Source organism: Pedobacter gandavensis, from assembly GCF_032677645.1.
GTDB classification, from domain to species: domain Bacteria; phylum Bacteroidota; class Bacteroidia; order Sphingobacteriales; family Sphingobacteriaceae; genus Pedobacter; species Pedobacter gandavensis_A.
In genome coordinates this window covers 57,367-80,206 of sequence record NZ_JAVTSB010000014.1, presented here as the reverse complement: position 1 = coordinate 80,206, position 22,840 = coordinate 57,367, and the positions used below count along the sequence as shown (strand labels likewise).

Genomic DNA, 22,840 nt, shown 5'->3' with positions numbered 1-22,840 from the left:
TCCCTAATATTGCTTAATTTATATGAACACTCCGAACTTAAATTGCGAAACTAATACCGACCAAAAAACCAATTATGATCAAAAAATACCTTTATCCTACCATTTTAATACTCATGACTTACCAAACCAGCATGGCACAAAAGCAAATTTCAATTGAAACGAAGAACAATGCGCTTGTACTCTCTACAGATGCAGGCAATGCTTTAATTTCAAGTTACCTCGGCAAAAAAATTGCCCACAAAGAAGAATACGAGATCATCCCTACGCTGGATAAATATACACCCGGCTCGGATGATTTATACAATAAACGCGAAGCATATATCGCCTCTGGTTCTATAAATTTATTAGAACCAGCCTTAACGGTTACCCATGCAGACGGTAATAAATCGACTGTTCTGGCCTTCCAAAGTATTAAAGAAACACAAATTGACCCCAACCGGAAATTAACGGCTGTTGTTTTAAAAGATCCAAAATATAAATTTGAGGTTACGTTAAACTACCTGGCTTATTTTGAGGAAGATGTAATCGAACAATGGGCCGAAATCCGCCACCAGGAAAAAGGTGATGTGGTATTGAACAAATACGCCTCGGCAAACCTGACTTTAACCGGGAAAAAGTTCTATTTAAAAAATCAATATAGTAGTGCCATGCGGGAAATGAGGTCTGAGGAGCAGCAGTTATTGCATGGCCTGAGAACCTTGGACTCGAAATTAGGCACCCGTACCAACCTGTTACATTCCTCTTCTTTCCTGCTTTCGATTGATGGCCCTTCCGCAGAAGACACCGGAAATATTATAGCAGGATCTTTGGAGTGGACCGGAAATTTCAAGTTAGATTTCGAGACTTTTGATGATTATTACCTGAGAGTTACTGCCGGAATTAACAACTTCTCTTCCGATTATACCCTTAAATCAGGGGAGAATTTTATTACACCACGCTTTGTGTATACTTATTCCAGCAAAGGAACAGGACTGGCGAGTAGAAATCTTCAGAACTGGGCCAGAAAGTATCAGCTAAGTGATGGACAAGGAGAAAGGTCTACCCTGTTGAACAACTGGGAAACCACTTATTTTGACTTTAATGAGGAGAAGCTGAACAGCCTGGTACAAGACACAAAAAATCTTGGCGTAGATGTCTTTTTACTGGATGATGGTTGGTTTGGAAACAAATATCCTAGAAATGGTGCGGCAGCTGGCCTGGGCGATTGGGCCTTTAACAAACAAAAACTAAAGAATGGCATTAGCGCCATAGGTAAAGAGGCCACCAAAAACGGGGTAAAGTTTGGTATCTGGCTGGAGCCTGAAATGGTGAATCCAAAAAGTGAGCTGTATGAGCAACATCCGGATTGGATCATCAGACAGCCGGAAAGAAAGGAATATTACATGCGAAATCAATTGGTATTAGACCTGACAAATAAAAAAGTGCAGGACTTTATCTTTAACGTAGTGGAGGAAACTTTTGCTCAGGTTCCAGATCTTGCCTTTATTAAATGGGATTGCAATTCATTGATTTATAATGCCAACTCCCCTACTCTAAAAAACCAGGATCATTTTTACATTGAATATGTGAGGGGCTTAAACAGCGTTCTGGAAAGGATTAGAAAAAAACATCCAAAAGTTCCCATGATGTTATGTGCTGGCGGTGGCTCCAGAGTAGATTATTCCGCCCTTAAATACTTCACGGAGTTTTGGCCGAGTGACAATACCAATCCCTTCGACAGGATATTTATTCAGTGGGAATATTCCTATTATTTCCCATCTATTGCAGTAGATAATCATGTGACGGATATGGGCACGCAATCCATTAAATTTAAGACGGATGTGGCCATGATGGGTAAATTAGGTTATGATGTAAAAGTTCATGAACTATCCGAAAAAGATCTTTTGTTTAGTCAGAACGCCATAAAAACATACAATAGTTTTAAAGACATTGTTTGGCATGGGCAGCAATACAGATTACAGGACCCCTACTCAAATGATGTAGCCTCCATCTCTTATGTTAACGATGCAAAAGATAGTGCCCTGGTATTCAACTATTATATGGCAACAAGAAATGCAACCAAACAAGCACTTCCCATCCCATTAAAAGGTTTGGATGGTAATAAACGTTATAAAATTGAGGAAATAAATCTTTATCCGGACAGCAAATCACCGATAGATTCTACTCAGGTTTATTCGGGTGATTTCCTGATGAACATCGGCCTGAATCCACAAGTTAGCGACCGGAGAACAAGCGTTGTACTCAGAATCACCGCTATTTAAGGAGCAATACCATTTAATGAATTACCTTTTTCACCAAAATTCCGGTCCTCTTTTAAACATTAAGGTTTAAAAGAGGACCGGAATTTTAATTTCAAACCTTATAGATTTGTGCTGTTATTTAGCCCTGGATGCTAAAACAACCTACATAACTCATGTCGTTGTAATTGTCCAGTGGCTTATCTATCTTAAGGTCGTTATCGGCATAACAAAGGATCACATTTACTGCTGAAATTCCTTTATTCACACAAGCCTGGTAGATTTCAACTTCTGTTTTATCGTTCCATATTGGTAATTCTTCGATCGCAGCCTGAATGCTGATTCTTTTGCGACTGAAAAAGATGGTAATCCATTTAGCATCATAATCGTACTGCTTGTCTATGGCCTTGCTAAACTGAGAGCGCATGTTAAAGTCCGGACTGCTTCTCGGATAGTTTTCATCCGTATTAAACAGGTGGTTATCTTTTAGGAACTTAGTTTGGTCAAAATATTTGTAAAATTGCTCTTCTGTTTTATTTGTTGTTCCTGCCCAGATGTGGACGCGTTGCTCTGCCATTTTATTTTTTATCACGATTAGAAAGGTATAAAGATAGTAACTTATTATTTAGCGGCTAAACAACCTGGAAAGTTGATATAAAATCAGGTATGGGCTGGATTTTTGCTACAACGTGAAACCGCAGGAAAAAAGATATAAAATGACATTTAGGGAATATGAATCGTATTGATAAAAAAGTCTTAATCTCCGGAGCCAGTATCGCTGGCCCGACATTGGCTTACTGGCTGGCTAAATATGGGTTTGAAGTTACTGTGGTAGAACGCTCTGCGTCATTGAGGCTTGGTGGACAAAACCTGGATGTCAGAGGCGCCGGAAGGGCTATTGCCAGGATGATGGATATTGAGAAAGATATTCTCGCTGCAAATACGGGGGAAATTGGTCTTCAGTTTGTTAATAAGGACAATAAGGTGGAAGCTGCTTTCCCCGCAGATGGTGCCGGAGGCTTCACGGCTGAGGCCGAAATCCTGAGGGGCGACCTGGTCAACATACTCTATAACAAGACAAAAGACGACGTTTGCTATGTTTTCGGCAAATACATTACCGGGATAGCTCAGAACGACAGCCATGTTAACGTCACTTACAGCGACGGCTCAGAGGCTGTCTTTAACCTGCTGATCGCGGCTGATGGTGTCCGCTCTACGACAAGGCATCTCCTTTTTGGCGATGAACCAAAGATCAAATTTATTGGGCTTTATAATGCCTGGTATACCATCCCTAAAGCGGAAACTGACACCAAATGGGCGCGCTGGTACACCGCGCCAGAGTCAAGAGTAATGCTGATCCGCCCGGATAATCACGGCACTACAAGGGCATCCTTTAGTTTTCTTTCTGAAGACAAAGGCTATCAAAAACTCCCCGCTAAAGAACAAAAACAGCTCTTAAAAGAAAAGCTTTCCGGGGCAGGCTGGGAAGCCGAACGCTTAATTGAAGAGATAGACAAAAACGATGATGTGTACTTTGACGGGATCAGCCAGGTACAAGCGGCAAGGTGGTTCAATGGCCGGGCTGGAATGATCGGTGATGCCGCCTATTGCCCAACTCCGGTTACCGGCATGGGTACTACGTTGGCTATGGTAGGCGCCTATCTTCTTGCGGGAGAACTTGCACAGCAGGACAACCATCAGGATGCATTTATGGCCTATGAAAAACGTATGCGCCCTTTTGTTGAAGAAGTACAGCAGTTGCCACCAGGTGTACCCTGGCTTGCGCACCCAAAATCTAAATTTGGTGTAGCCCTGCTGAATACAGTAGCCAGCATCCTGGCCAGCGGTTTTGTCAAAAAGATCAGCAAGCTATTTGGCAGCAAAGAAAAGGACCCTACTAAAGATAAAATAGAGTTACCTGATTTCAAGCCCCGAAAATTACCGGCCTAAAGCGAAATTAATGCTTATTTTTGTGGGCTTCAAAAGCATATTCCTGCTTTTCGGATACCTGTTCCATACTTCTTATAGATCAAATGATAATAAAAAATTCTTTTTCAATATCAATTCGCAATACGATCATCCTATTCATCGCCTTGTGTTTTTCCATTCCTACTTTTGCACAGAAAACTAAGACCATGGATAAAGGTCAGGATCTTTCCATCCTTTCCGACTCTGCAACCCTGACCAAGGGCGATTATCTGGTTCATCTGGAAAAAGTATTTGAAACGATCAATAAAGTTCCGGTTACCGTGAGTTCTTTTAAGAACCTGACGCCAATAGCCGCTCATTTAACACAAGACGAGGCTGCCCTGGCTTTACTTAAAAGCAGGCTTACCCAAACAGACCGGACGCCAAACCTGCAAAACCTGCAAATGGACCAGACTTTACTGGAAGAACTGCAGACGAATAACACCGATTGTCTGGCAGACCTCGACGAGTATGAAAAAGAATTAAGAGCGCTAAAAACGGAAATCCTGAACCTGCGCAAAGATACTGTGCTGGTTAAGGTCTTCACACTGCCTGCGATGCGCATTATGTTTAAAGAGCAGTTTGCAGAGCTGAAGAAAAAGCACCAGGTCATGGATAGTCTACTCAAAACGACCACCTTATCCATCAATAACCTACAGGCCAGAACTTCAGCCAACCTGATCAACATTAAAGAGTTAATGTACCTGACAGACAGACAACTGGAAACCGTAAGTATCAAAGCTTTTGGAAAAGAACGACGTTACCTTTGGGAAACCGCAAATAACAAAAACAAGGGTGTTGGATTCCGTAAGTTTATCAATGGCGAACAGGAAATTTCCGGTTACTATTTTGTTTATACCCGTAGCAGTCGCCTTTTACTGCTCATTACCTGTGCTACTTTCTTCTTCTGGGTGTTTTTCAATTTCAGGAGTATGAAACAACGCGACCGCCTGGAAGCGCTGGATGATTTTTCTTTACTTAGTCCGCAGCCCTATCTGATTACTTTTATCATGCTATTTACCCTGGCGCCGATCTTCGATCTCAAGGCACCGGCACTTTATATCGAGTCCGTACAGATTATACTGGCCATTTTACTGACTCTATTTTTCCGTAAAAGACTCCCAAAAAAGCTATTTTATTATTGGTGTACTTTTGCCCTACTCCTACTGGCACCGGTTTTCCTGCGTCTTTTGGGAATGCCTCCAAGATTTCAACGCTGGTTATTACTTTTCCTGAGCTTAAGTTCTACAATCTTTGCGGGCATCGTTTTGAGAAAGCTAGATGAAAAGGCAAAAAGGTATAGAATGATCCTGATTACGGGATTTATTTACGCCATCTTCGCCGTTATCGCTACGCTATGCAACCTGTTTGGTCGCTTCACACTTACCCAGATTTTTTACTCTACGGGCGTAAATTCCTTGTTAAATGCAGTATCCCTAACCATTTTGGCAAAAGTACTGGTAGAGGCCTTCTTACTTCAAATGAAAAGTAGCAGAATCCGTAAAGGCTATCCTGAGTATTTCGACTGGCGTCAGGTGACCTCAGGTCTTAAAAGGCTTACGGGTATTGGGGCTACCATTATATGGTTTGTGATCTTCACCACCAATCTTAACATTTTTAACGGTCTGTATGAGTCTTTACTGGAGATCCTGATTGAAAAAAGAACGATCGGAAACTTCTCCTTTACTTTTGGTGGCATCGTCCTCTTTTTAGGCATCATCTGGACAGCCAACTTTTTACAGAAATATATCGCTTACTTCTTTGGTGATACCGGAGACGATGATATTGAAGACAATAAAGGCCAGCGCTCGAAATTATTGATTACCAGATTGGTATTGCTTATTGGCGGATTCCTTATCGCTGTAGCAGCATCCGGACTACCAATTGATAAAATCACGGTGGTTCTTGGTGCCCTTGGTGTAGGTATCGGTCTGGGTTTACAGAATATTGTAAGCAACTTTGTGTCAGGGATCATCCTTATTTTTGATAAGACAATACGTATCGGTGATGTGGTGGAGTTGAGCAATAAAAAAGGAAGAGTGAAAGAGATTGGTGTCCGCGCCAGTACTTTGCTTAGTGAAGAAGGCGCTGAGATTATCATCCCTAACGGTTCCATTTTGTCGAATAACATTATCAACTGGACCCTGAGTAACAACCAAATGCGGGTAGATATCTCTTTAAATATCGCTAAACCTTTCAATTCAACAGAGGTAGTCAGTCAGATCCGGGATATTATTATCAATAACAACAACGTGTTTGTCAACAAAGAACCCGTGATCATGATCATTCCGGTAAGTAAGCTAAAGAGCAATATAAAAATCTACTTCTGGTGTAAGGATATCTCCAATGCAGACCTGACCAGGAACATCATCATTGCACAGATATTTGAAGCTCATGAAGAGAAAGAAATAGAAATTTTGTAGATTTCAGGCCAGAAAAAGGCTGACCTTCCCGTTATCATTCCAGCCCTTTCCAGGGGAGAATTACAACTTAGCGGAAGAGTCAGCCTTTGTGTGTACTAATAACGACTAGTCATTCCAGATATCGCTGATGATGTACCACTCACCCTCAATAAATTGCCATACATAAATATAAAATCCTTTTGCAACCAGCTGATTTCCAGCAACCCACAATCCATATTCACCGGACTCAAATGCATAATCCGCTGTGACTACCATTTCTATGGTCTTAAAACTTCCTTTGGACACGCCCATTTTAAAAACCTCGTTAAAGAATAGGCCTATAGCCTCCCGACCATGAATAACATCCTGTTTTGGTGGATAAAGTACGGCATCAGCAGTGTACAATTGCGATAACAAAACGCCATCCTGTTTATTAATGGCATGGTTGAATTGATCATTTCTCAGATTTATTTGTTCCTTCATTTGACAGATATAATTTTGATTGCTAATTTCGGGAGCTCAATCCTACAAAACAATAATGGACAAATTTGTCCTCGCCATTTCCTTAAATCCAGCCCTTTAAATGAAAACCAAAATCCGTGTATCTGAGAATAAAATTTGTCCATTAGAACATGCGGTTAACACCATTAGCGGCAAATGGAAAATCCCAATCGTATGGCAGCTCAACGAAGGTGTAAAAAGACCTGTTGATTTTTATCAGCACATTGCGGGTATGAACAGACGGGTTCTGACCAGACAATTGAAAGAACTGGAAGAAAGCGGTATTATTTTCAAAACCATTATCAAAGAGAAACCACTTGAAGTGGAATACCAGTTAACGGCATCAGGTGATCAGCTGGTAGCAGCGCTTTGGAATTTGAACAACTGGGGTGTCAGTTTACTGGAAGCCTGATCTCTTCTCTTCAGGAAGTTTGACAGACCTAATATTGAAGCTATAAATATTAAGCAAATATGAGTAACCTAAAGGGGGGATCATGCAGGATTTTTAGGCAATTTTGCCCAGTAAGGCCCTAGAAGATGCGCAAAAAGTCCCCAATGGGACTCACAATATTAAATCCTCATTATAGCTTGTGTATTCCGTCTGCCCGCCCTAATCAGATATGCTGGAAGGGCTGTCCTGTAAAGATTCTCATCTTAATTATTTGTTGACCTATTCTGATAAACTGGAATGAAAATTGCTCTTGTAAGGCATACCACATTATAGCTCCATGTCATTTAATCATCCTTCCAAACGCGTTTCTATTCCTGTCTTTTTTGCACTAACGGTATTATTCGGTTTTTTAAGCCAGCCTACCAGGGCTCAGGTCAAAAAAATGAATATGTTTTTAGTTGATGAACCACAAAATCCTGCAGCAGAAAAACAAAAGCAGTTAGCTGCGATCTCTCCTATTCTAAAGCTCATTAAACAAGCAGGAGAGCCTTTAGCTTTCGCCTGGCAGCTCAATGCAGATACTGTCCTTAAAGCGAAGGATGTTTTCCGCGAAGTGATTGAATTTACGAATGGCGCAGAGATCCGGAAAGCTATGGCGATTGATACGGTCAGTCTTCAGAAGAGTTCCTCAGCAGAATATGATGTCCGCCGAAAATTTCTCAGACATTATGGAAATGTAACTGCTTATGAGATTACGCAGCAAAAAGGGAAACCTATCCTGGTATTAGAAAAAGCCGACCTGGAAGATAAGCTGTATTTTAAGGTTTTCCTGGATAAAACAGGGAAAAAGATACTTAAAATTCAGCGTTTAAGTAATGGACGTTTTTACTTACCTACACCTTTCGAAGGCCCAACGATTTCGTTTTAACTTAAGTGGAACTCTAAGCGGAATAAGTTGACTTTTATTAATTAGTAGACATAAATTTAAAGGTAGTCATCACAGCGGCATGATCTGAAGGATATTTAACTGGATGCTGATCAATCGTGACAGCAGCGATAGCCTTGATTTTACTGCCTTTATAATAGATATAATCAATTCTGTCCTTAAATACCTGATCAGACATCGGACTCCAGGTAATGCCTCTTACTTTTAGCGGATCAGGATTTATTTCCCTGAATGAGTCTTTAAATCCATTTTTGACCAGCAAAATACCTGAAGGAAAAGGAACCACCAAACCATGATTAAACTGCCTGGTTTCTTCGGTCCAGTCCAGGTGGGATCCAGAGTTAAAATCACCACAAAAGATTACAGGAGTTTCTGCCGATTGCGCGATATATGGCTTAATAATTTCGAGGATATTTCTCAGATCTCCCGTATTTCCCTTATCCATTTGTTGAACCAGGGTATCCGCATTTATCACACGGTTATTCTCCAGATCTCCCCAATAGTCTACAGGGAAATTCAGCCAATTTGCAAAAAATGCAATCTTTTGATTTTTACCAATCCTGATATAGGCGCCCCCATTATAAAAGGCTTTATAACCCGCTAAGGTTTCTTCTATAGGATATCGGCTCATTATAGAAATATTAGTACTTCTTAAATAGAGATAATATCCCAGTTTGTCTGCGATCCGGGCACCGGAACCATAGGTTTCCTGCATAGAAATAAGGTCTGCACCAGCATTTTTAATCACCTCAACAATACGCTGTTCACCAACTTCTTTTCCGGTTTCATTTCCACCATGAAAGATATTAAAATTCATCACTTTCAGGATTCCATTATTAGCATAGGAACTATTTTTTCCAGTTGCCGGAAAGCGATGCTGATATTGCTGTTTGATGAAGTCGGCGTTAAGGCTTTCAGTATATAGGCTCACCTGATCTAAAAAGCCATTAAATGCATTCCATTGATCCTTATATTCCGCATTTAATGAATTGTTAGCATCAGCAATTCTTCCTCCAATGAAGAGTTCTTCGGTATTTAGGGAATCTAAGCCCGGGGTATGATAAATGGCTGTATTTACACCATCGTAATATAAGCGAACTTCTTCTTTCTGCTTTGAATAACTGAAAGACAATAAATGCCATTGGTTATCCTTTACCGTTTGCCTTTCTGGCGTAGGACTATACGCATAACTACTTTTAGCCCTCGCTTCCCAATGCCAGGCTCCATTGGCCTGAACACCCAATCTCCAGCCCTGGAACTGCTTATCTACGACCTTTACAGAACTCAATACATCGTAATCAGTAGCCATAGTACCCGCCGCTTTTACCCATACCATGACCGAAAAATCGCCCTGTGTTTTATGGAGCGCATTTTTTACCGTTTGAATTTTACGGATTGGTGCAGCAGCAGACAGATCAAGAGCAGTACCGATGACTCCTTTTACAGTGGTATACTGCTTATTTGGTTCGAAAGAATTTACATATATCGGTTTTTGTGCAAAAAGGCTGATACTGATCAGCACAAACAGCATGGTCAGTTTCATTTTCGTGACGATCATTTCAATTAAAATATCAGTAACAAGGTTCTTCGTCAAACTTAGAAAAACATTTTAATTACCAGGCATATACCTATATCATATTTAAATTCTTTTTTTTATGATTCCTTGAAAAAGGATGGGTATGGCGTACAAAAACCGCTGTAAATCAATGATTCCAGCGGTTTTATTTTTCGATATCTGTTGCGGTTATTTTATTACCCAGGTTACACCATTTTGATTATCCGCACCGGCAAACTGGCGTTGAAGTGCGGCTTTTAAATTAGCGGCATTCACGGTATATTCGCCCGTTGGATAAGCCCATCGTGTTGGGATCAGGTTATTGTTGCCATTGGCAGGGCCGATATCAAATTTAGGAATACCTGTTCTCAGGTAATTGTAATAAGCCTGGCGACCGGAATTCTGAAAGAAAGCTACATATTTTTGCTCCAGAATCTGATCTAAACCTGCAGGGTTATTTCCGGCGTATACATTCTTTGTCAGGAACGATGAAATCGTGGAAGCATTGGTTAGGCCATAGAATTTTATCGACTCCGTAATGCCCTGCTCGTAATAGCTTGCTGCATCTCCAGTTGCCCAACCTCTGTTTATACCTTCTGCGATATTAAAATTGGTTTCAGAAGCACCAAGTTGAACTGCAGGAATACCGGAAGGTGAAGAAAGCCAGTAATCAAAATTGATCATACTTAGTTTCCCGGCAATGGCCTGATCCTTTAAGGTCGTCTGTAACTCCCCTGTCCGTCCTCCTTTAAAAGAGCTGAATTTAGTCGCATAAGCAGCATCCCCACTTAGTTTTGCAGAATCGGTTGGCAATGCCACAACAAATACCCTTGGGTCATTGGTTTTGGTCAGGATACTCATATAGGTGGAACCCAGATTATTGCGGAGATCTTTTTTAAGGACTACGCCATTAGAAGGCCATAATGGATAGTTATTCGAGACATTAGAGGTGTTATAAACCAGCTGAAAATTATCTGCATTGCTCAGTATTAAAGGGTATTTAGCAGGATTGCTAACGATAGCAGAAAATTGTGATTTGATGTTCAGGTCAGGAGTATCACCGGCACGTTTGCTTAAAGAAATCAACACCCTCAAACGAAAGGAGTTCACCAATTTTTGCCATTTGGCAAGATCACCATTATAAAAGAAATCACCATCCACCTTAGTTTGTGCAGCCACAAATGGCGTTAAATCAGTATTTGCGGCTTCCAGCAATTGAAGGCATTGTTGGTAAACCTCCTTCTGCGTATCATATTTAGGCTGGAAATTACCTTCCGATGCACCTTTTAAAGCTTCGCTCATCGGAATATCTCCAAACATCGATGTGGCGGAGATGAAAAAATAAGCCTTGAAAAACTTCGCCAGGGCCAGGTAGGCCAAGGCGGGTTCTCCGACTTTTGTGGCTTCGATTTCCATGCGTTGCACATTTCTCAGCTGGGTATAGGCCGAGAAATCTGCGGTCGTCCAGTTGTAAGACTGATTTCCATAATAAGCTTCGTTCATGACCATAAACTGGTTGTGTCGCTGATCTGTTGTCCAGGGTGCATCCGAGCTATTGAGTAATAAACCGGTAAAAATCAGTTTCGGCGAGGCGTTTAAGATTGCTGCAGGATCTTTTTGCAGCATTTCTGTTTTCTTGCAGGAAGAAAATCCAAGGATCAACATGCAGGTTAGTATGGAATATATTTTAGTTTTCATGACCGTTATTTTAGAAAGTAATATTTAAGTTGACGCCAAAGCTTTTTACTGACGGGGTTTGTAATCCTGCACCAGCAATGAACTGATCCAGGTCCATATTTCTGGTTCCTTTACCTGTGAAATAAAGCAGATTCCGACCAACCAGGGATACACTTGCGGCGTTTATAAGCTTTGATTTTTGAAGCACCGCAGCTGGAATCGTATAAGTCAGCACCACTTCTCTTAGCTTGACGAAAGTTCTGCTACGCATCAACTCATAGTTAGAGCGGTTAAAGTTTCTTGCCCAGGTTTGGTACAAGACCTTCACATCATTGTCGGCGAAAACCCTGGTGTCTGAAATCATATGACCATCCTGATCCGTATTTAAAGCACCGCTAAGGATTTTTAAACCCTCAGTCATGACGCTTCCCTTCCAACTGGGATTCAACCTGTTTTCCCAGTCCAGCAAGCGGTAAGCATTGTCGGATCCTGGTGCCGTTCCGGAATTCCACTGTGAATCATCCACCGCATTGGCGATTTTCCCTCCAAAACGACCATCAATCTGAAAGCTAAGGCCGATATTTTTATACTTGAAGGAGTTGTTAATACCTGCAACAAAATCATTGTCGCTATAACCCGCCAGACTTCTATAAGGGTTTAAAGCAGGTAATCCATTTGTTCCTACAATCATTTTGCCCTTTGGATCACGTTGGAAATCGGTAATAAAGTACGCATCGGCCCGATCTCCTACCTTGATTAATCCATCTCTTTCCAGGATGCCATCAATTTTATTTAACCAACGGTGATTTGTTGACCAGTTCAGCACAACATTCCATAAAAAATTTGCGGTCTTAACCGGAGTTCCATCTACCGTTAATTCTAAACCTTTTCTTACATAAGTGAAGGCATTCTTTTGAGTAGAAGTTACGCCAGATGTTGGACTAACCACGAGATTTACGATCTGCGGGCCTTCTATATTATAAAAAGCGGCGAGATCAAATCCTACCCTGTTGTTCAAAAACCTCGCTTCCAGCCCTAGTTCCGTTGTTTTCACCCTTGCGGCCGCAATGTTAGGATTTGTGAGCACACCACTATAGCCAACTCCGGTATTGTTGTTCCAACGGGTTGCATAAGGCGAATAAGTAGCGTTCAGTTTATAGATATCATATTGCGAATCCTCATTGACCAGGTCGGAAGCGACATTGGCATAGGAACCTCTCATTTTCAGGAAAGAAATTGCTTTTGGCAGATCAATCATCTGAGAAATTACTGCACTTAAAGAGGCTGAGGGATAGAAATAAGCATTGTGTTTAACAGGTAAGGTGGTAGATTTATCATATCTTCCGGTGATATTCAGGTACAAATAGTTCCTATAATCCAGATCGATGAGGCCGTAGGCACTGGCAACTTGTCTATGTCCATAATCATTTGCCGGAACAGAAGGTAAAACCGTGTTGGAAAGGTCATACACCCCCGGGACAATCAGTCCGCCATTGGTGGCTGCACTTAATGAACTCACTTTTACTGTTCTTAAATTTGCGAAAACTGAAGACTTGAAGCCGAAATCCTTAAACTGGTCTGCATAACTCAATGATCCTTCCGTATTGTTTTCCCAAAATTTATCATACACTTCCTGATAGCCACCCACCTGGTTTACGCCATCATTGTAAAAATTACCCGACAATGGAATCCGTTTCGTACGGGTTCTATTCCAGGCACTCACATTCGTCCGAAGGTTAAAATTAAGCTTATCGGTCAGGCTATATTTCATGGAAATATGTCCGTAAATATCATCTTTAGCATAACTATGCAGGTTTTCATAAGCAGTAAAATACGGGTTGTTATAAATCGTATATTCTCTGTTATACTGCTGAATATGCTCCTGACCAGGCTTCCAGTAATTCTGAAGATCTTTGACATCGTAATCGGCACCACCCCAAATATTCATGAGATATACATAGCTGTTAGGCCCGTAACCAGCATCCGGATAATTTGGCGTAATCTGTTTGTTGTAATTAATATTCGCTTCAAATCTTAATTTCTTTCCCGCATTTAATCCACCGGAAAAATTAAAGTTTGTACTACCTAGTTTTGTGTTTGGCACCGTACCTCGTTGCAGCATTTGCGATAGAGAAACACGCATTTCGCCAACTTCGCTTTTGGTTGAAATGGCAATGTTATTTGTGCTCAATAGTCCATCGCGCAAGAAGTTTTTAAGGTTATCTGTTCCCCTGGCCAACCATGGGATAGGCACTAGTGCTTTGGTAACCGGATCAACCGGGCTATTGTATTGATTAATGAGCTGACCTTCGAATCTTGGGCCCCACACAAAATAATCGCTATCATTTATTCCACCACCTTTTCCATCTTTAAATTCGTACTTAAAATTATCACCCGCACCGTAAGAAGTCTGGTAATCAGGGACCGCATTATAGCCGGTTTGTAATTGCGTACTGGAGTTAAAATCGACAGTAAAACCTTTGTTTATGCCACCTCCTTTTTTTGTCGTAATCAAAATCGCACCTTTTTGCCCTCTGCTTCCATATAATGCAGCGGCATTTGCGCCTTTCAGTACCGAATACGTTTCAATATCATCAGGGCTTAGATTCCAGGAATCTGAACTGATGGGAACGCCATCTACCACAATTAGTACGCCCGACTGCCCTCTCAGGTAAATCCCAGGATCTCCAAACAGGTTAGCACTTGGTGTAATGGTTAAACCTGCAACTTTTCCTGTCAGGGAGCTGATCCCATTTGGCTCCCTTGCTTTTACTAAGTCATTTCCTTTAATTTCCTGAACGGAATAGCCGACTGCTTTTTTCTCTTTTTTGATTCCGAGTGCGGTCACTACCACGTCATCCAGAGATTTACTGTCACTTTCTAACGCAATGTGATTGGCGGCTGTACTTCCAATTTTCACTTGTTTGGGCTTATAGCCCATCGACCTGACTTCCAGAAGATCATCAACGACTCCTGGAATGCTAAAACCACCTTTCAGGTCTGTAGAAGTACTTTTTCCATTATTTTTATTCGTAACAGTTGCACCAGGTATAGGTCCTGATTCATCTGAAACAGTGCCGGTTAACCTGGACTGCCCATACATGTTTATACTGCATAGCAAGAGAATTACTGTAAATAGTAATTTTCCTTTTGAGTAGAGTTGCTTCATAATTTAGCTAAAGATTTGTTTAGCAAAACTAAACTTAGTTCATAAAGACAACACTAAACATCTGTTAAGTATTTATAAACCCTAAACCAGAAAGGAGTAGCCTCATATATGGAAAAAAGGGTAAAAAAAAATGGCAATTAATACGCTAATGTGCTTTTAGACGTATTAATTGCCATCATCCATATTCATTAGATACAGAATTGTTTACAGCTGATCACATGATCCGCACTGTAAAATTTAATAGCTGGCTACTTCCAGACCTTTAATTACTGCTCCATTCATGGTTTGACGTAATCCAAAGGTGATCACATTCTTCTTGTTTTTTCCAAAGTTCAACCAGCATTCGGGTAAATAAAACTCGCGTTGCGGCCCTACTTCCCAATGTCTGCCTATATTGTGTCCGTTGATATACATATAGCCATTCCCTGAAGCATTAATTAACAGTTTCCAGGTACTTGTCGGATCTGCATTTTCGGGTATTTCAAATTCTGCGCTATACCAGGTAAATAAAGCAGTTTGCTTTCCTTTTGGCTGTATTCCATTTCCTTTTCGTGGAATGGTAAAACTGGTATCTAACTGGATTTCTTCCCATTTTTTAGCGACAAAACCAGGTTTGGTAAAGCCATGAGCTATACCTGCCAGATTGGTTGCAACCTCCCAGGTTAGCACTTTTTGAATGTTGGATACGGTATCGGAAAATCCAGCGGTTTTAATGCCGCATAATTCTTCCATTGGATAGTAACCATGTTCATGGCCCATGTTTTCATAAACTACAATAATTTCATTCTCACCGGTCTGTAATAACCCTGCAACATCAAAAATATTATCATATTCATTGTCCTTGATTCTCGCAAAAGACTTATCTACATTTCTGGTCACTGCCGCAGCGTATTTCTCTGTGGGGTACAGACGAGTTGCTAATTTTCCATTGACCTGTACATTGAGGATATCTCTGGAGAAGGTATTGAACAGTAATTTCCCAAACTGATTTGCTTCCTTTGCTGTTAGTGAATTCTTAGCACGGTAAAGGGCATACCTGGCATCATTTACCTCCAGCTCAGGCAGGGAAACGCCTGGTGTTAACTTTGTCCAATTCGCCTCAAAATCTTCATCATAAGTCCTTACTTTATGGATAGGAATCACTGTTTTGGCTTGATTTAAACTTTTTTTCTGCGTTAAATCTCCCCTTCTACTCCACCAGAACCCCTTAGTTGCATTAGCTCCCGGAGGGATAACCAGGACTTTCGTTTCCATGGAATCCAGTTCGTATTTTATTTCAAATGAAGGTATAGCAACCAGGCCATTTCCTCCCTTGTTGTCTACTGAGATCAACACTTTTTCTTCATGTTGATTGACGTTGTAAATCGGCTTTGCCATTCCCACATTTTCAGTAGGCTTAACCAAGGCGGTACCTACTATTTTCTTTTTCGCTGAATTGTTGTGAATAAAAACAAACTTCGTCCCATCTGCTGCAATCCGGATACCTCCGGCTAATTCTGTTGCTCCATTTTCAAAAGCGCAAATTCCACCTTTAGAATTAATCAGCTGATGCTCATATTTCTTAATAAAGGCACCAATGTTTTGGGCAGCAAAATATTTTGCTGATAGTGCACCATTTTCCCTGATGGCCGCATTATAGTCGTAAGAGGTAGTTTGGCCTCTTGCGCCCCAACCGTCAAAATGAGTACCCCCATGAAACATATAATAATTAATCCCTGTGGCACCACCCAGGATAGACATCATGCCAACAGCATAGAAATGTTTATCATTGGATTCATGCTCTTCACTTAAACGTCCCTGCACTGTAGAAAACCAGCCTCCCTGCAACTCGGTCACAAAACCAGGTGCATTGGGTTGCTTACGTTTCAAATCGCTCATGCGTTGCGCACAACTAACCGCATCATTCAATCCCACATAATAATTATCACAGTCAAAAACCTCCGACAATAAACTATCCTGACTGCCTCTACATTGTTCCGTAAGGCAGGTAAACACTGGCACATCTATACCTGATTTTTTTACCGAACGCAGTAAAGATTGTAAAAACTGTGTTTTGTCTTTACTCCCGTCTGCATCATATTCATTTTCTATCTGAACCAGGATAACTCCTTTTTTTCCCTTACGTTTTTGGGTAATTTGTTCCTTTTCTATAAATTTACCTACGGCATTAAACCAATGTAAACTCCATTTCACATGTTCCGGATCATTACTTCTAAGCCAGAAATCGGTTAGGTTATCGGGTCTGAATTTTGCCAGCCAACGGGGATATCCTCCCCCTGCCCATTCGGCACAGATAAATGGCCCCGGACGAAGGATCGTATAAAAACCAAATTCATTTTGGGCCATATCCAACCATTCCTGCAAGTCAGAAAAATCTATTTTCGAATAATCATTGATATCTTTTGGCATATCACGCTCATGCCAATTCCATGGTATATAAGTTTCTACGGTATTAAAACCAGCAGCTTTAATTTTCTGAAACCTGTCTCTCCACAATTCTTTAGGAACGCGAAAATAATGGAGTGCAGCACTATAGACAAAGGTTTCTTTCCCATCAACTTTAAGGGAATTCCCGTTGTAAGTAACCGATCTGGGCTTTGCCGGAACTGCAGGGCGTATTTTTTTTCCAAGGGTACTTTTAGTCTCAGTTTTAGTAGATACACTAGATAGAAATTGGGTTTGTGCCCTAAGCAGGCTGGTTTGCGTACAAAAAGCGAATAGCAATAAGAAGGTTGTTTTTTTTACCATGTATCTTTTAAATAATCTTTTTGCGCTAAAAATAACCACAAGATTTTAGCCGGACAATAGCATATCCGACTAAAAACATGGATTATTCTATCTGGTTTAAAGTAATGGCTTTCGATATATTGATCTGTTCCAGGAAATATTCATCATGAGAAACCACAATCAATGTACCCTGGTATTCATTAATTGCCGCTGTTAAAATTTTTATATTCTGAATATCCAGGTTATTGGTCGGTTCATCTAAAACGATAAGATCAGGTGCCTGACTGCTGATCGTGAGACAGCAAAGGATCAACCGCATTCTTTCTCCGCCACTCAATGCAGTACAGGGCTTATTCCAATCTTCTTTGGTAAACAGAAAGCGATTAAGTCTGATCTTAATCTCATGCTCCTGTAAATCAGCAGCATTAAAAAGTTGGGCCTGCTCGTAAACATTGAGTTGATGAGCGATCAAAGAATAGTCCTGATCAATGTAAACCGATTTGATTTCCGCTCTGTAAATCGTTCCGGTTGTTGGCGCGATCTTTCCAAGGATAAGGTTGATCAACGTTGTTTTACCCGAACCATTCCCTCCTTTCAATACTATCCGCTCGCCGGTGGTGATTTGAAAGCTGAGGGGCGCTTTCCAAAGTAATTGATTTTGGTAACCAAAGTTGATACCGGTAGCTGTAAATAAGATTTTGCCTTGATGCAGTGTCGAATTGTCGAAGCCGAATTTCATGCGATCCACATCAGGCAAGGCCGATCGTAATTCCTGCAGATCCTGTACCAGACCACCAATCTTCTCCGCATGAACACCTTTCATTTTTGAAGTACTGTTCTCCGCGCTGTTCCGTAGCGTATTCATCATGATTCTGGAAAGACCCGATTTTTCCTGTTTCTTTTTTCCACGGGAATCTAAGCGCTGTTGTTGCTCCAGGGTTTCGCGCTCTTTTTCTTTAGCTTTCCGCAAAGCTTTTTCTTTGCTGTGCAGATCCTGATTTAAAGCATTACGCTCCAACTGCTTTTGTTCGACATAAAAATCATAATTGCCACCATAAGTCCTGATGCCGTGTTTGCTCAATTCGCAAATCGTATTCAGCAGGTTCAATAATTTCCGGTCATGGCTGATCACTACCAATGTAATGGAAGTATCCTGAATGAATTTGTACAAAAGTTCCCTACCCGAAATATCTAAATGGTTGCTGGGTTCGTCCAGCAACACCAGTTCGGGTTTATGAATGCCAATGCGGGCCAGAAATACTTTTGTTTTTTGGCCCCCGCTTAAGGTTTCCATTTTTTGAGTTAAATCCAGACCATCCAGTTGCCAATAGTTCAGCACATGCTGGCAGCGTTCTTCAATGCTCCAGTCATCATTGAGCAGGGCATAATTTTCTTCCGTTAAATTGCCCTTCAATATTTCATTCAAGGCATTGAACTTGTCTGCCACACCGAGCACTTCCGCAATGGTTTGCTGATGGTATGGTCCGAAAAGCTGAGGCATGGCGTAAAAGCCGGGATCAACGTCTAATTGTCCGCCAGCTGGCTGAAGTTCAGCAGTAATGATTTTAAGGAGCGTAGATTTTCCTGCGCCATTATTACCGATTAAACCGATTTTCTCCTGACGTCGGAGGCTAAGATTGAGGTTCTCAAACAACAGTTCCTTATTGGGATGTATATATGAAATGTTTCGTAAAATAAGCATGGTTTCTTTCTTTAAAGATATGGGGATACCAGCTGACCAATTATTGGTCTGCCGTCTTTATTTTCTGGAAAGAAATTATATTTTACATTTTGATAGTTTGGTTTACAGCTGCAAATATAGAAAATATTTTTTCAGCTAGTTTAGCGTTCTTTAACTATTTAATGAATCAGTTGGGCCAAAATTATCCCTGGCCTTGCCGACTACCTTAATCAGATCTATACCTTTACCAAGGACTCCTTTAAAAAGATCGCCGGTTTCTTTCAGGCGATCCAGGGCATTAAAAATTGTAAAATCGTTCATTTTCATTCCTGGTTTAACTTCCTGCCATTCCAAAGGCATAGACACCGTAGCTCCAGGTTTGGGACGTAAAGAATAAGGACAGGCAATCGTAGCACCAGGCCTGTTTTGCAAAAAGTCCAGGTACATTTTGCCCTTGCGATCGGCAATCATTCTTTCCAGCGTGGTAAACTCCGGCAACTGTTGATGAATCAGGGTGACAATGATTTTGGCAAACATCTGAGACTGATCATAAGTGTATTTTGCCCCCAATGGAATATAAATATGCATGCCGGTTGATCCTGATGTCTTAGGATAACACGGCACTTCTATCTGGTCGAGTACTTCCTTTACCTTCTGAGCAACCTGAATCACCTGATCAAAAGTGTTTTTATCCGGATCCAGGTCAATCACACAATAATCCGGATTATCCGGTGATTGACTCCTGGAGAACCAGGGATTCATTTCTATGCAACCCAGTGAGGCCATCCAAAGCAAAGCTGCTATATCGTTTCCCAGGAGGTATGCTCTGGTCTCCCCCTCATTGGTGGTATAAGGAAACGTTTCTGCCCAGTCGGGCGCTTTACCCTTTACATCTTTCTGATAAAAACTTTTACTGTGAATACCCCCGGGGAAACGGTTCAAAGACATCGGCCGATCCTTGAGGTATGGTAAAATATAATCGGCCACCTGGTAGTAATAATTGAACATATCTCGTTTGCTCACCTGATCTTCCGGCCAGTAGAGTTTAGTCAGATGGGTAAATTTAAGTTCATGGCCATTCAGCTTTCGGACCTGAGTTTCATCTGTAGGGTTCAGGAAAGTCTTCGCTGTTTTAACCTTCGCTGGTTTATTGGCTATAGCAGGCTGAATCTCCTTTGCTGCCACCGGCAGCTCTCTGACCACTTCTTCTGCTTTTTTATCCATCCGCATACCCTGAAAAGCCGGATGACGAAAAACCCCATCCGCTGTCAGCTCAGTAAAAGCCACCTCACAAACGAGTTCCGGTTTTAACCAGGTGACTTTAGCCCCTGGTGGATCAGGACGAAAACGGGAGGATCTATTCAAATCAGGGATTTCAGAAAAAGGACTTTCTGAGGTAATTAAAGGGAGAAACTGCTCCATCATATCTTTTTGATCCTTAACACTAAATCCGGTCCCAACCTTACCTACATATTGCAGCCGGCCATTTTCGTAAAGCCCCAGCACCAGGGAACTGAATATTTTAGAAGTTCCCTCATTTTTTGTAAATCCTGCAATCAACACTTCCTGACGCATGTTCAACTTAATCTTCAGCCAATCGGATGAACGGTTATCTTTTAAATAAACACTATCTTCCTTTTTGGCCATGATGCCTTCCAACCCCATTTTTTTAGCCGCCTGTAAAAAATCTGTCCCATTAGCCTTAAAGACCTTACTCAATCGTATCCGGTCGTCATCCTGAGGGAGAACCTGTGCCAATAACTCCTGTCGTTCCACAAGTGGGAGACCGGTTAAATCTCTACCCTGGTACCAGATCAAATCAAATACATAATAAACCAGCGCTCCATCGTCCTCGCTACGCCAATTTTGTAATTTCCCGAAATTAGCCATCCCTTGATCATTGATCACTACAATTTCCCCATCTACCACAATATCCAGTTTCCAGCTTTGCAACAGCTTATAAATAGGATAGAATTTTTCATTAAATGGCTTATTGTTCCTGGATAACAATTGAACATCCCCATTTTTCAAGCAAAAGCCCAAAGCCCTGTACCCATCCCATTTCAATTCATATAGCCAATGGGGATCATCAAAAGGTCCATCAACCAAAGTCGCGAGCATTGGTTTCATGCCTATAGGTATTTTTGACATTTTTCCTTTCGTTAAGAGAGGGTTTCCATCGCTGCTTTCTATTTGAGCGATCGTTTTGCCAGAAAGGACAGATTTGTCTTTTTTAGTAACATCAGTTGCAGTTGCATACTCATCGCCATGTTTGATGAGTAACCAGGCATTTTCCGCCATTCCATGCGTTTTAACCAGCGCAAATTCTCCATTGAGCTTTTCCCCATGCAGAACAATTTTTAATGATCCCGCCTTGAGTTGTTTCAGTAAAAGCTTTCCCTGGTTTTTTTTACCCTTAACTTTCTCTATCGGCTCATAGGTTCCCTGATCCCAAACGATCACCGTGCCCCCGCCATATTGCCCTTTAGGAATGATACCTTCAAAGCTTTTATACTCAAAAGGGTGATCCTCCACCATCATAGCCAAGCGCTTGTTTCCGGGATCGAGAGAAGGCCCTTTCGGTACTGCCCAACTTTTCAATACTCCTTCCATTTCCAAACGAAAATCATAATGTAAATGAGAAGCATCGTGCTTTTGAACTACAAACTGCAAATGACTTAAGCTCTTTAATTTTCCTGACTTAGGTTCAGAAGTTTTCTTAAAGTCACGTTTTTCACGATATGTTTTTAAGCTCATGATTAGAAAATAATATGTTAAACAGGGAATTTGGCAAAAAACCAGCTATTCCCTTAGGCTCCCTTTTTAGCATTCAAACTACCCATCAGCTGACTATACAAGTCTTCTTCTATTTCTTTACGCGGTTTCAGCTTTTTAATCGTTGGTCGTTTACCTTTTGCCTTCGCCTCAATCAACTTCAACAATTTCTTCTGATAAGTATCCTCGTATTTCGATACATCAAAATCCTCCGCATACTGGTTTACCAAAGCCAATCCCATATCCAGTTCCTTTTTATTGATGGTGATGTTATCCTCAATTTTGAGGCCTCCTGTATCCACAATCTGCTGTTGGAAACGAATGCGGGTGACCACCAGCACCTTACCGACCGGATGTACGATACACAGACTTTCGGTATTGCGCAATACAAATCTTGCAAGTCCTGCCTTCTTTGATTTCTTCAGGACCTGTACCAGTAAGGAATAAGCCTTGTTGCTTTTCGCCTCAGGCTCTACATAATAGGAATTCTCATAAAACATGGGGTTGACTGAAGCAATATCTACGAAACTTTCAATCTCAATGGTCTTGGTCTTCTCCGGCGCTGCCGCCTCAAAATCACTTTCCTCTATGATGACATAATTGTCATCTTTGTATTTGTATCCTTTAACGATCTGATCAAAGGGCACTTCCTTCCGCGTATGCTCATTAATACGCAGAAACTTGATATGCGCATGATCGCGCCCATCCAGCATGTCCAGATCCAGTGAGGAAGTCTGAACAGCAGCATACAATTTCATTGGAATATTGACTAGTCCAAAGCCAATGGTTCCTTTCCATATTGATCTCATGA

At 41.2% G+C, this 22,840-nt stretch carries 14 protein-coding genes; 5 read left to right on the top strand and 9 right to left on the bottom strand.

The features are described from left to right. The first annotated feature begins 74 nt into the window (after nucleotides 1-74). Complete coding sequence (locus R2Q66_RS21445) at nucleotides 75-2,261, top strand: alpha-galactosidase (protein ID WP_316753077.1); 2,187 nt, start codon at nucleotides 75-77, stop codon at nucleotides 2,259-2,261. Between the two features lie 118 nt (nucleotides 2,262-2,379). On the opposite strand, the gene R2Q66_RS21440 is transcribed toward R2Q66_RS21445, so the two are convergent. Next, nucleotides 2,380-2,814 carry an immunity 22 family protein gene (locus R2Q66_RS21440; protein ID WP_316753074.1) on the bottom strand — a complete coding sequence of 145 codons (435 nt, stop codon included), beginning with the start codon at nucleotides 2,812-2,814 and terminating at the stop codon, nucleotides 2,380-2,382. Nucleotides 2,815-2,969: 155 nt separating this feature from the next. On the opposite strand from R2Q66_RS21440, the gene R2Q66_RS21435 reads away from it, so the two are divergent. Together R2Q66_RS21435 and R2Q66_RS21430 are read left to right on the top strand one after the other, a co-directional pair. Next, complete coding sequence (locus R2Q66_RS21435; protein WP_316753072.1) at nucleotides 2,970-4,187, top strand: FAD-dependent monooxygenase; 1,218 nt, start codon at nucleotides 2,970-2,972, stop codon at nucleotides 4,185-4,187. An 83-nt stretch (nucleotides 4,188-4,270) separates the two neighbouring features. After that, the gene (locus R2Q66_RS21430) at nucleotides 4,271-6,628 is read left to right on the top strand and encodes a mechanosensitive ion channel family protein (RefSeq protein ID WP_316753070.1); all 2,358 of its coding nucleotides are present in this window, start codon (nucleotides 4,271-4,273) and stop codon (nucleotides 6,626-6,628) included. A 105-nt stretch (nucleotides 6,629-6,733) separates the two neighbouring features. On the opposite strand, the gene R2Q66_RS21425 is transcribed toward R2Q66_RS21430, so the two are convergent. After that, nucleotides 6,734-7,090, bottom strand: a complete 357-nt coding sequence (locus tag R2Q66_RS21425; protein ID WP_316753068.1) for a YybH family protein — start codon at nucleotides 7,088-7,090, stop codon at nucleotides 6,734-6,736. Between the two features lie 100 nt (nucleotides 7,091-7,190). Between R2Q66_RS21425 and R2Q66_RS21420 the strand changes: the two genes are divergently transcribed. After that, nucleotides 7,191-7,520, top strand: a complete 330-nt coding sequence (locus R2Q66_RS21420; protein ID WP_316753066.1) for a helix-turn-helix domain-containing protein — start codon at nucleotides 7,191-7,193, stop codon at nucleotides 7,518-7,520. 421 nt (nucleotides 7,521-7,941) lie between these two features. Beyond that, nucleotides 7,942-8,427 (top strand): hypothetical protein, encoded by a 486-nt coding sequence (locus tag R2Q66_RS21415; protein ID WP_316753064.1) that lies wholly within the window; start codon nucleotides 7,942-7,944, stop codon nucleotides 8,425-8,427. Between the two features lie 37 nt (nucleotides 8,428-8,464). Here R2Q66_RS21415 and R2Q66_RS21410 read toward each other — a convergent pair whose 3' ends face one another. The 7 genes from R2Q66_RS21410 to R2Q66_RS21380 all read right to left on the bottom strand — a co-directional run bounded on the left by R2Q66_RS21410 (nucleotide 8,465) and on the right by R2Q66_RS21380 (nucleotide 22,838). Beyond that, nucleotides 8,465-10,039, bottom strand: coding sequence for an endonuclease/exonuclease/phosphatase family protein (locus R2Q66_RS21410; protein WP_316753062.1), 1,575 nt, complete (start codon nucleotides 10,037-10,039; stop codon nucleotides 8,465-8,467). Nucleotides 10,040-10,189: 150 nt separating this feature from the next. After that, the gene (locus R2Q66_RS21405; RefSeq protein ID WP_316753060.1) at nucleotides 10,190-11,698 is read right to left on the bottom strand and encodes a SusD/RagB family nutrient-binding outer membrane lipoprotein; all 1,509 of its coding nucleotides are present in this window, start codon (nucleotides 11,696-11,698) and stop codon (nucleotides 10,190-10,192) included. A 10-nt stretch (nucleotides 11,699-11,708) separates the two neighbouring features. Next, on the bottom strand, nucleotides 11,709-14,846 hold the full coding sequence (locus R2Q66_RS21400; RefSeq protein WP_316753058.1) for a SusC/RagA family TonB-linked outer membrane protein: 3,138 nt from the start codon (nucleotides 14,844-14,846) through the stop codon (nucleotides 11,709-11,711). A 237-nt stretch (nucleotides 14,847-15,083) separates the two neighbouring features. Further along, nucleotides 15,084-17,594, bottom strand: a complete 2,511-nt coding sequence (locus R2Q66_RS21395; protein ID WP_316753056.1) for a beta-galactosidase — start codon at nucleotides 17,592-17,594, stop codon at nucleotides 15,084-15,086. A gap of 82 nt (nucleotides 17,595-17,676) precedes the next feature. Next, nucleotides 17,677-19,275, bottom strand: a complete 1,599-nt coding sequence (abc-f, locus tag R2Q66_RS21390; RefSeq protein WP_316753055.1) for a ribosomal protection-like ABC-F family protein — start codon at nucleotides 19,273-19,275, stop codon at nucleotides 17,677-17,679. A gap of 150 nt (nucleotides 19,276-19,425) precedes the next feature. Then, nucleotides 19,426-22,011, bottom strand: a complete 2,586-nt coding sequence (ligD, locus tag R2Q66_RS21385; RefSeq protein WP_316753052.1) for a DNA ligase D — start codon at nucleotides 22,009-22,011, stop codon at nucleotides 19,426-19,428. Between the two features lie 53 nt (nucleotides 22,012-22,064). Beyond that, nucleotides 22,065-22,838: a Ku protein gene (locus R2Q66_RS21380; RefSeq protein WP_316753049.1), complete on the bottom strand. Its 774-nt coding sequence runs from the start codon at nucleotides 22,836-22,838 to the stop codon at nucleotides 22,065-22,067. Nucleotides 22,839-22,840: the final 2 nt, after the last annotated feature.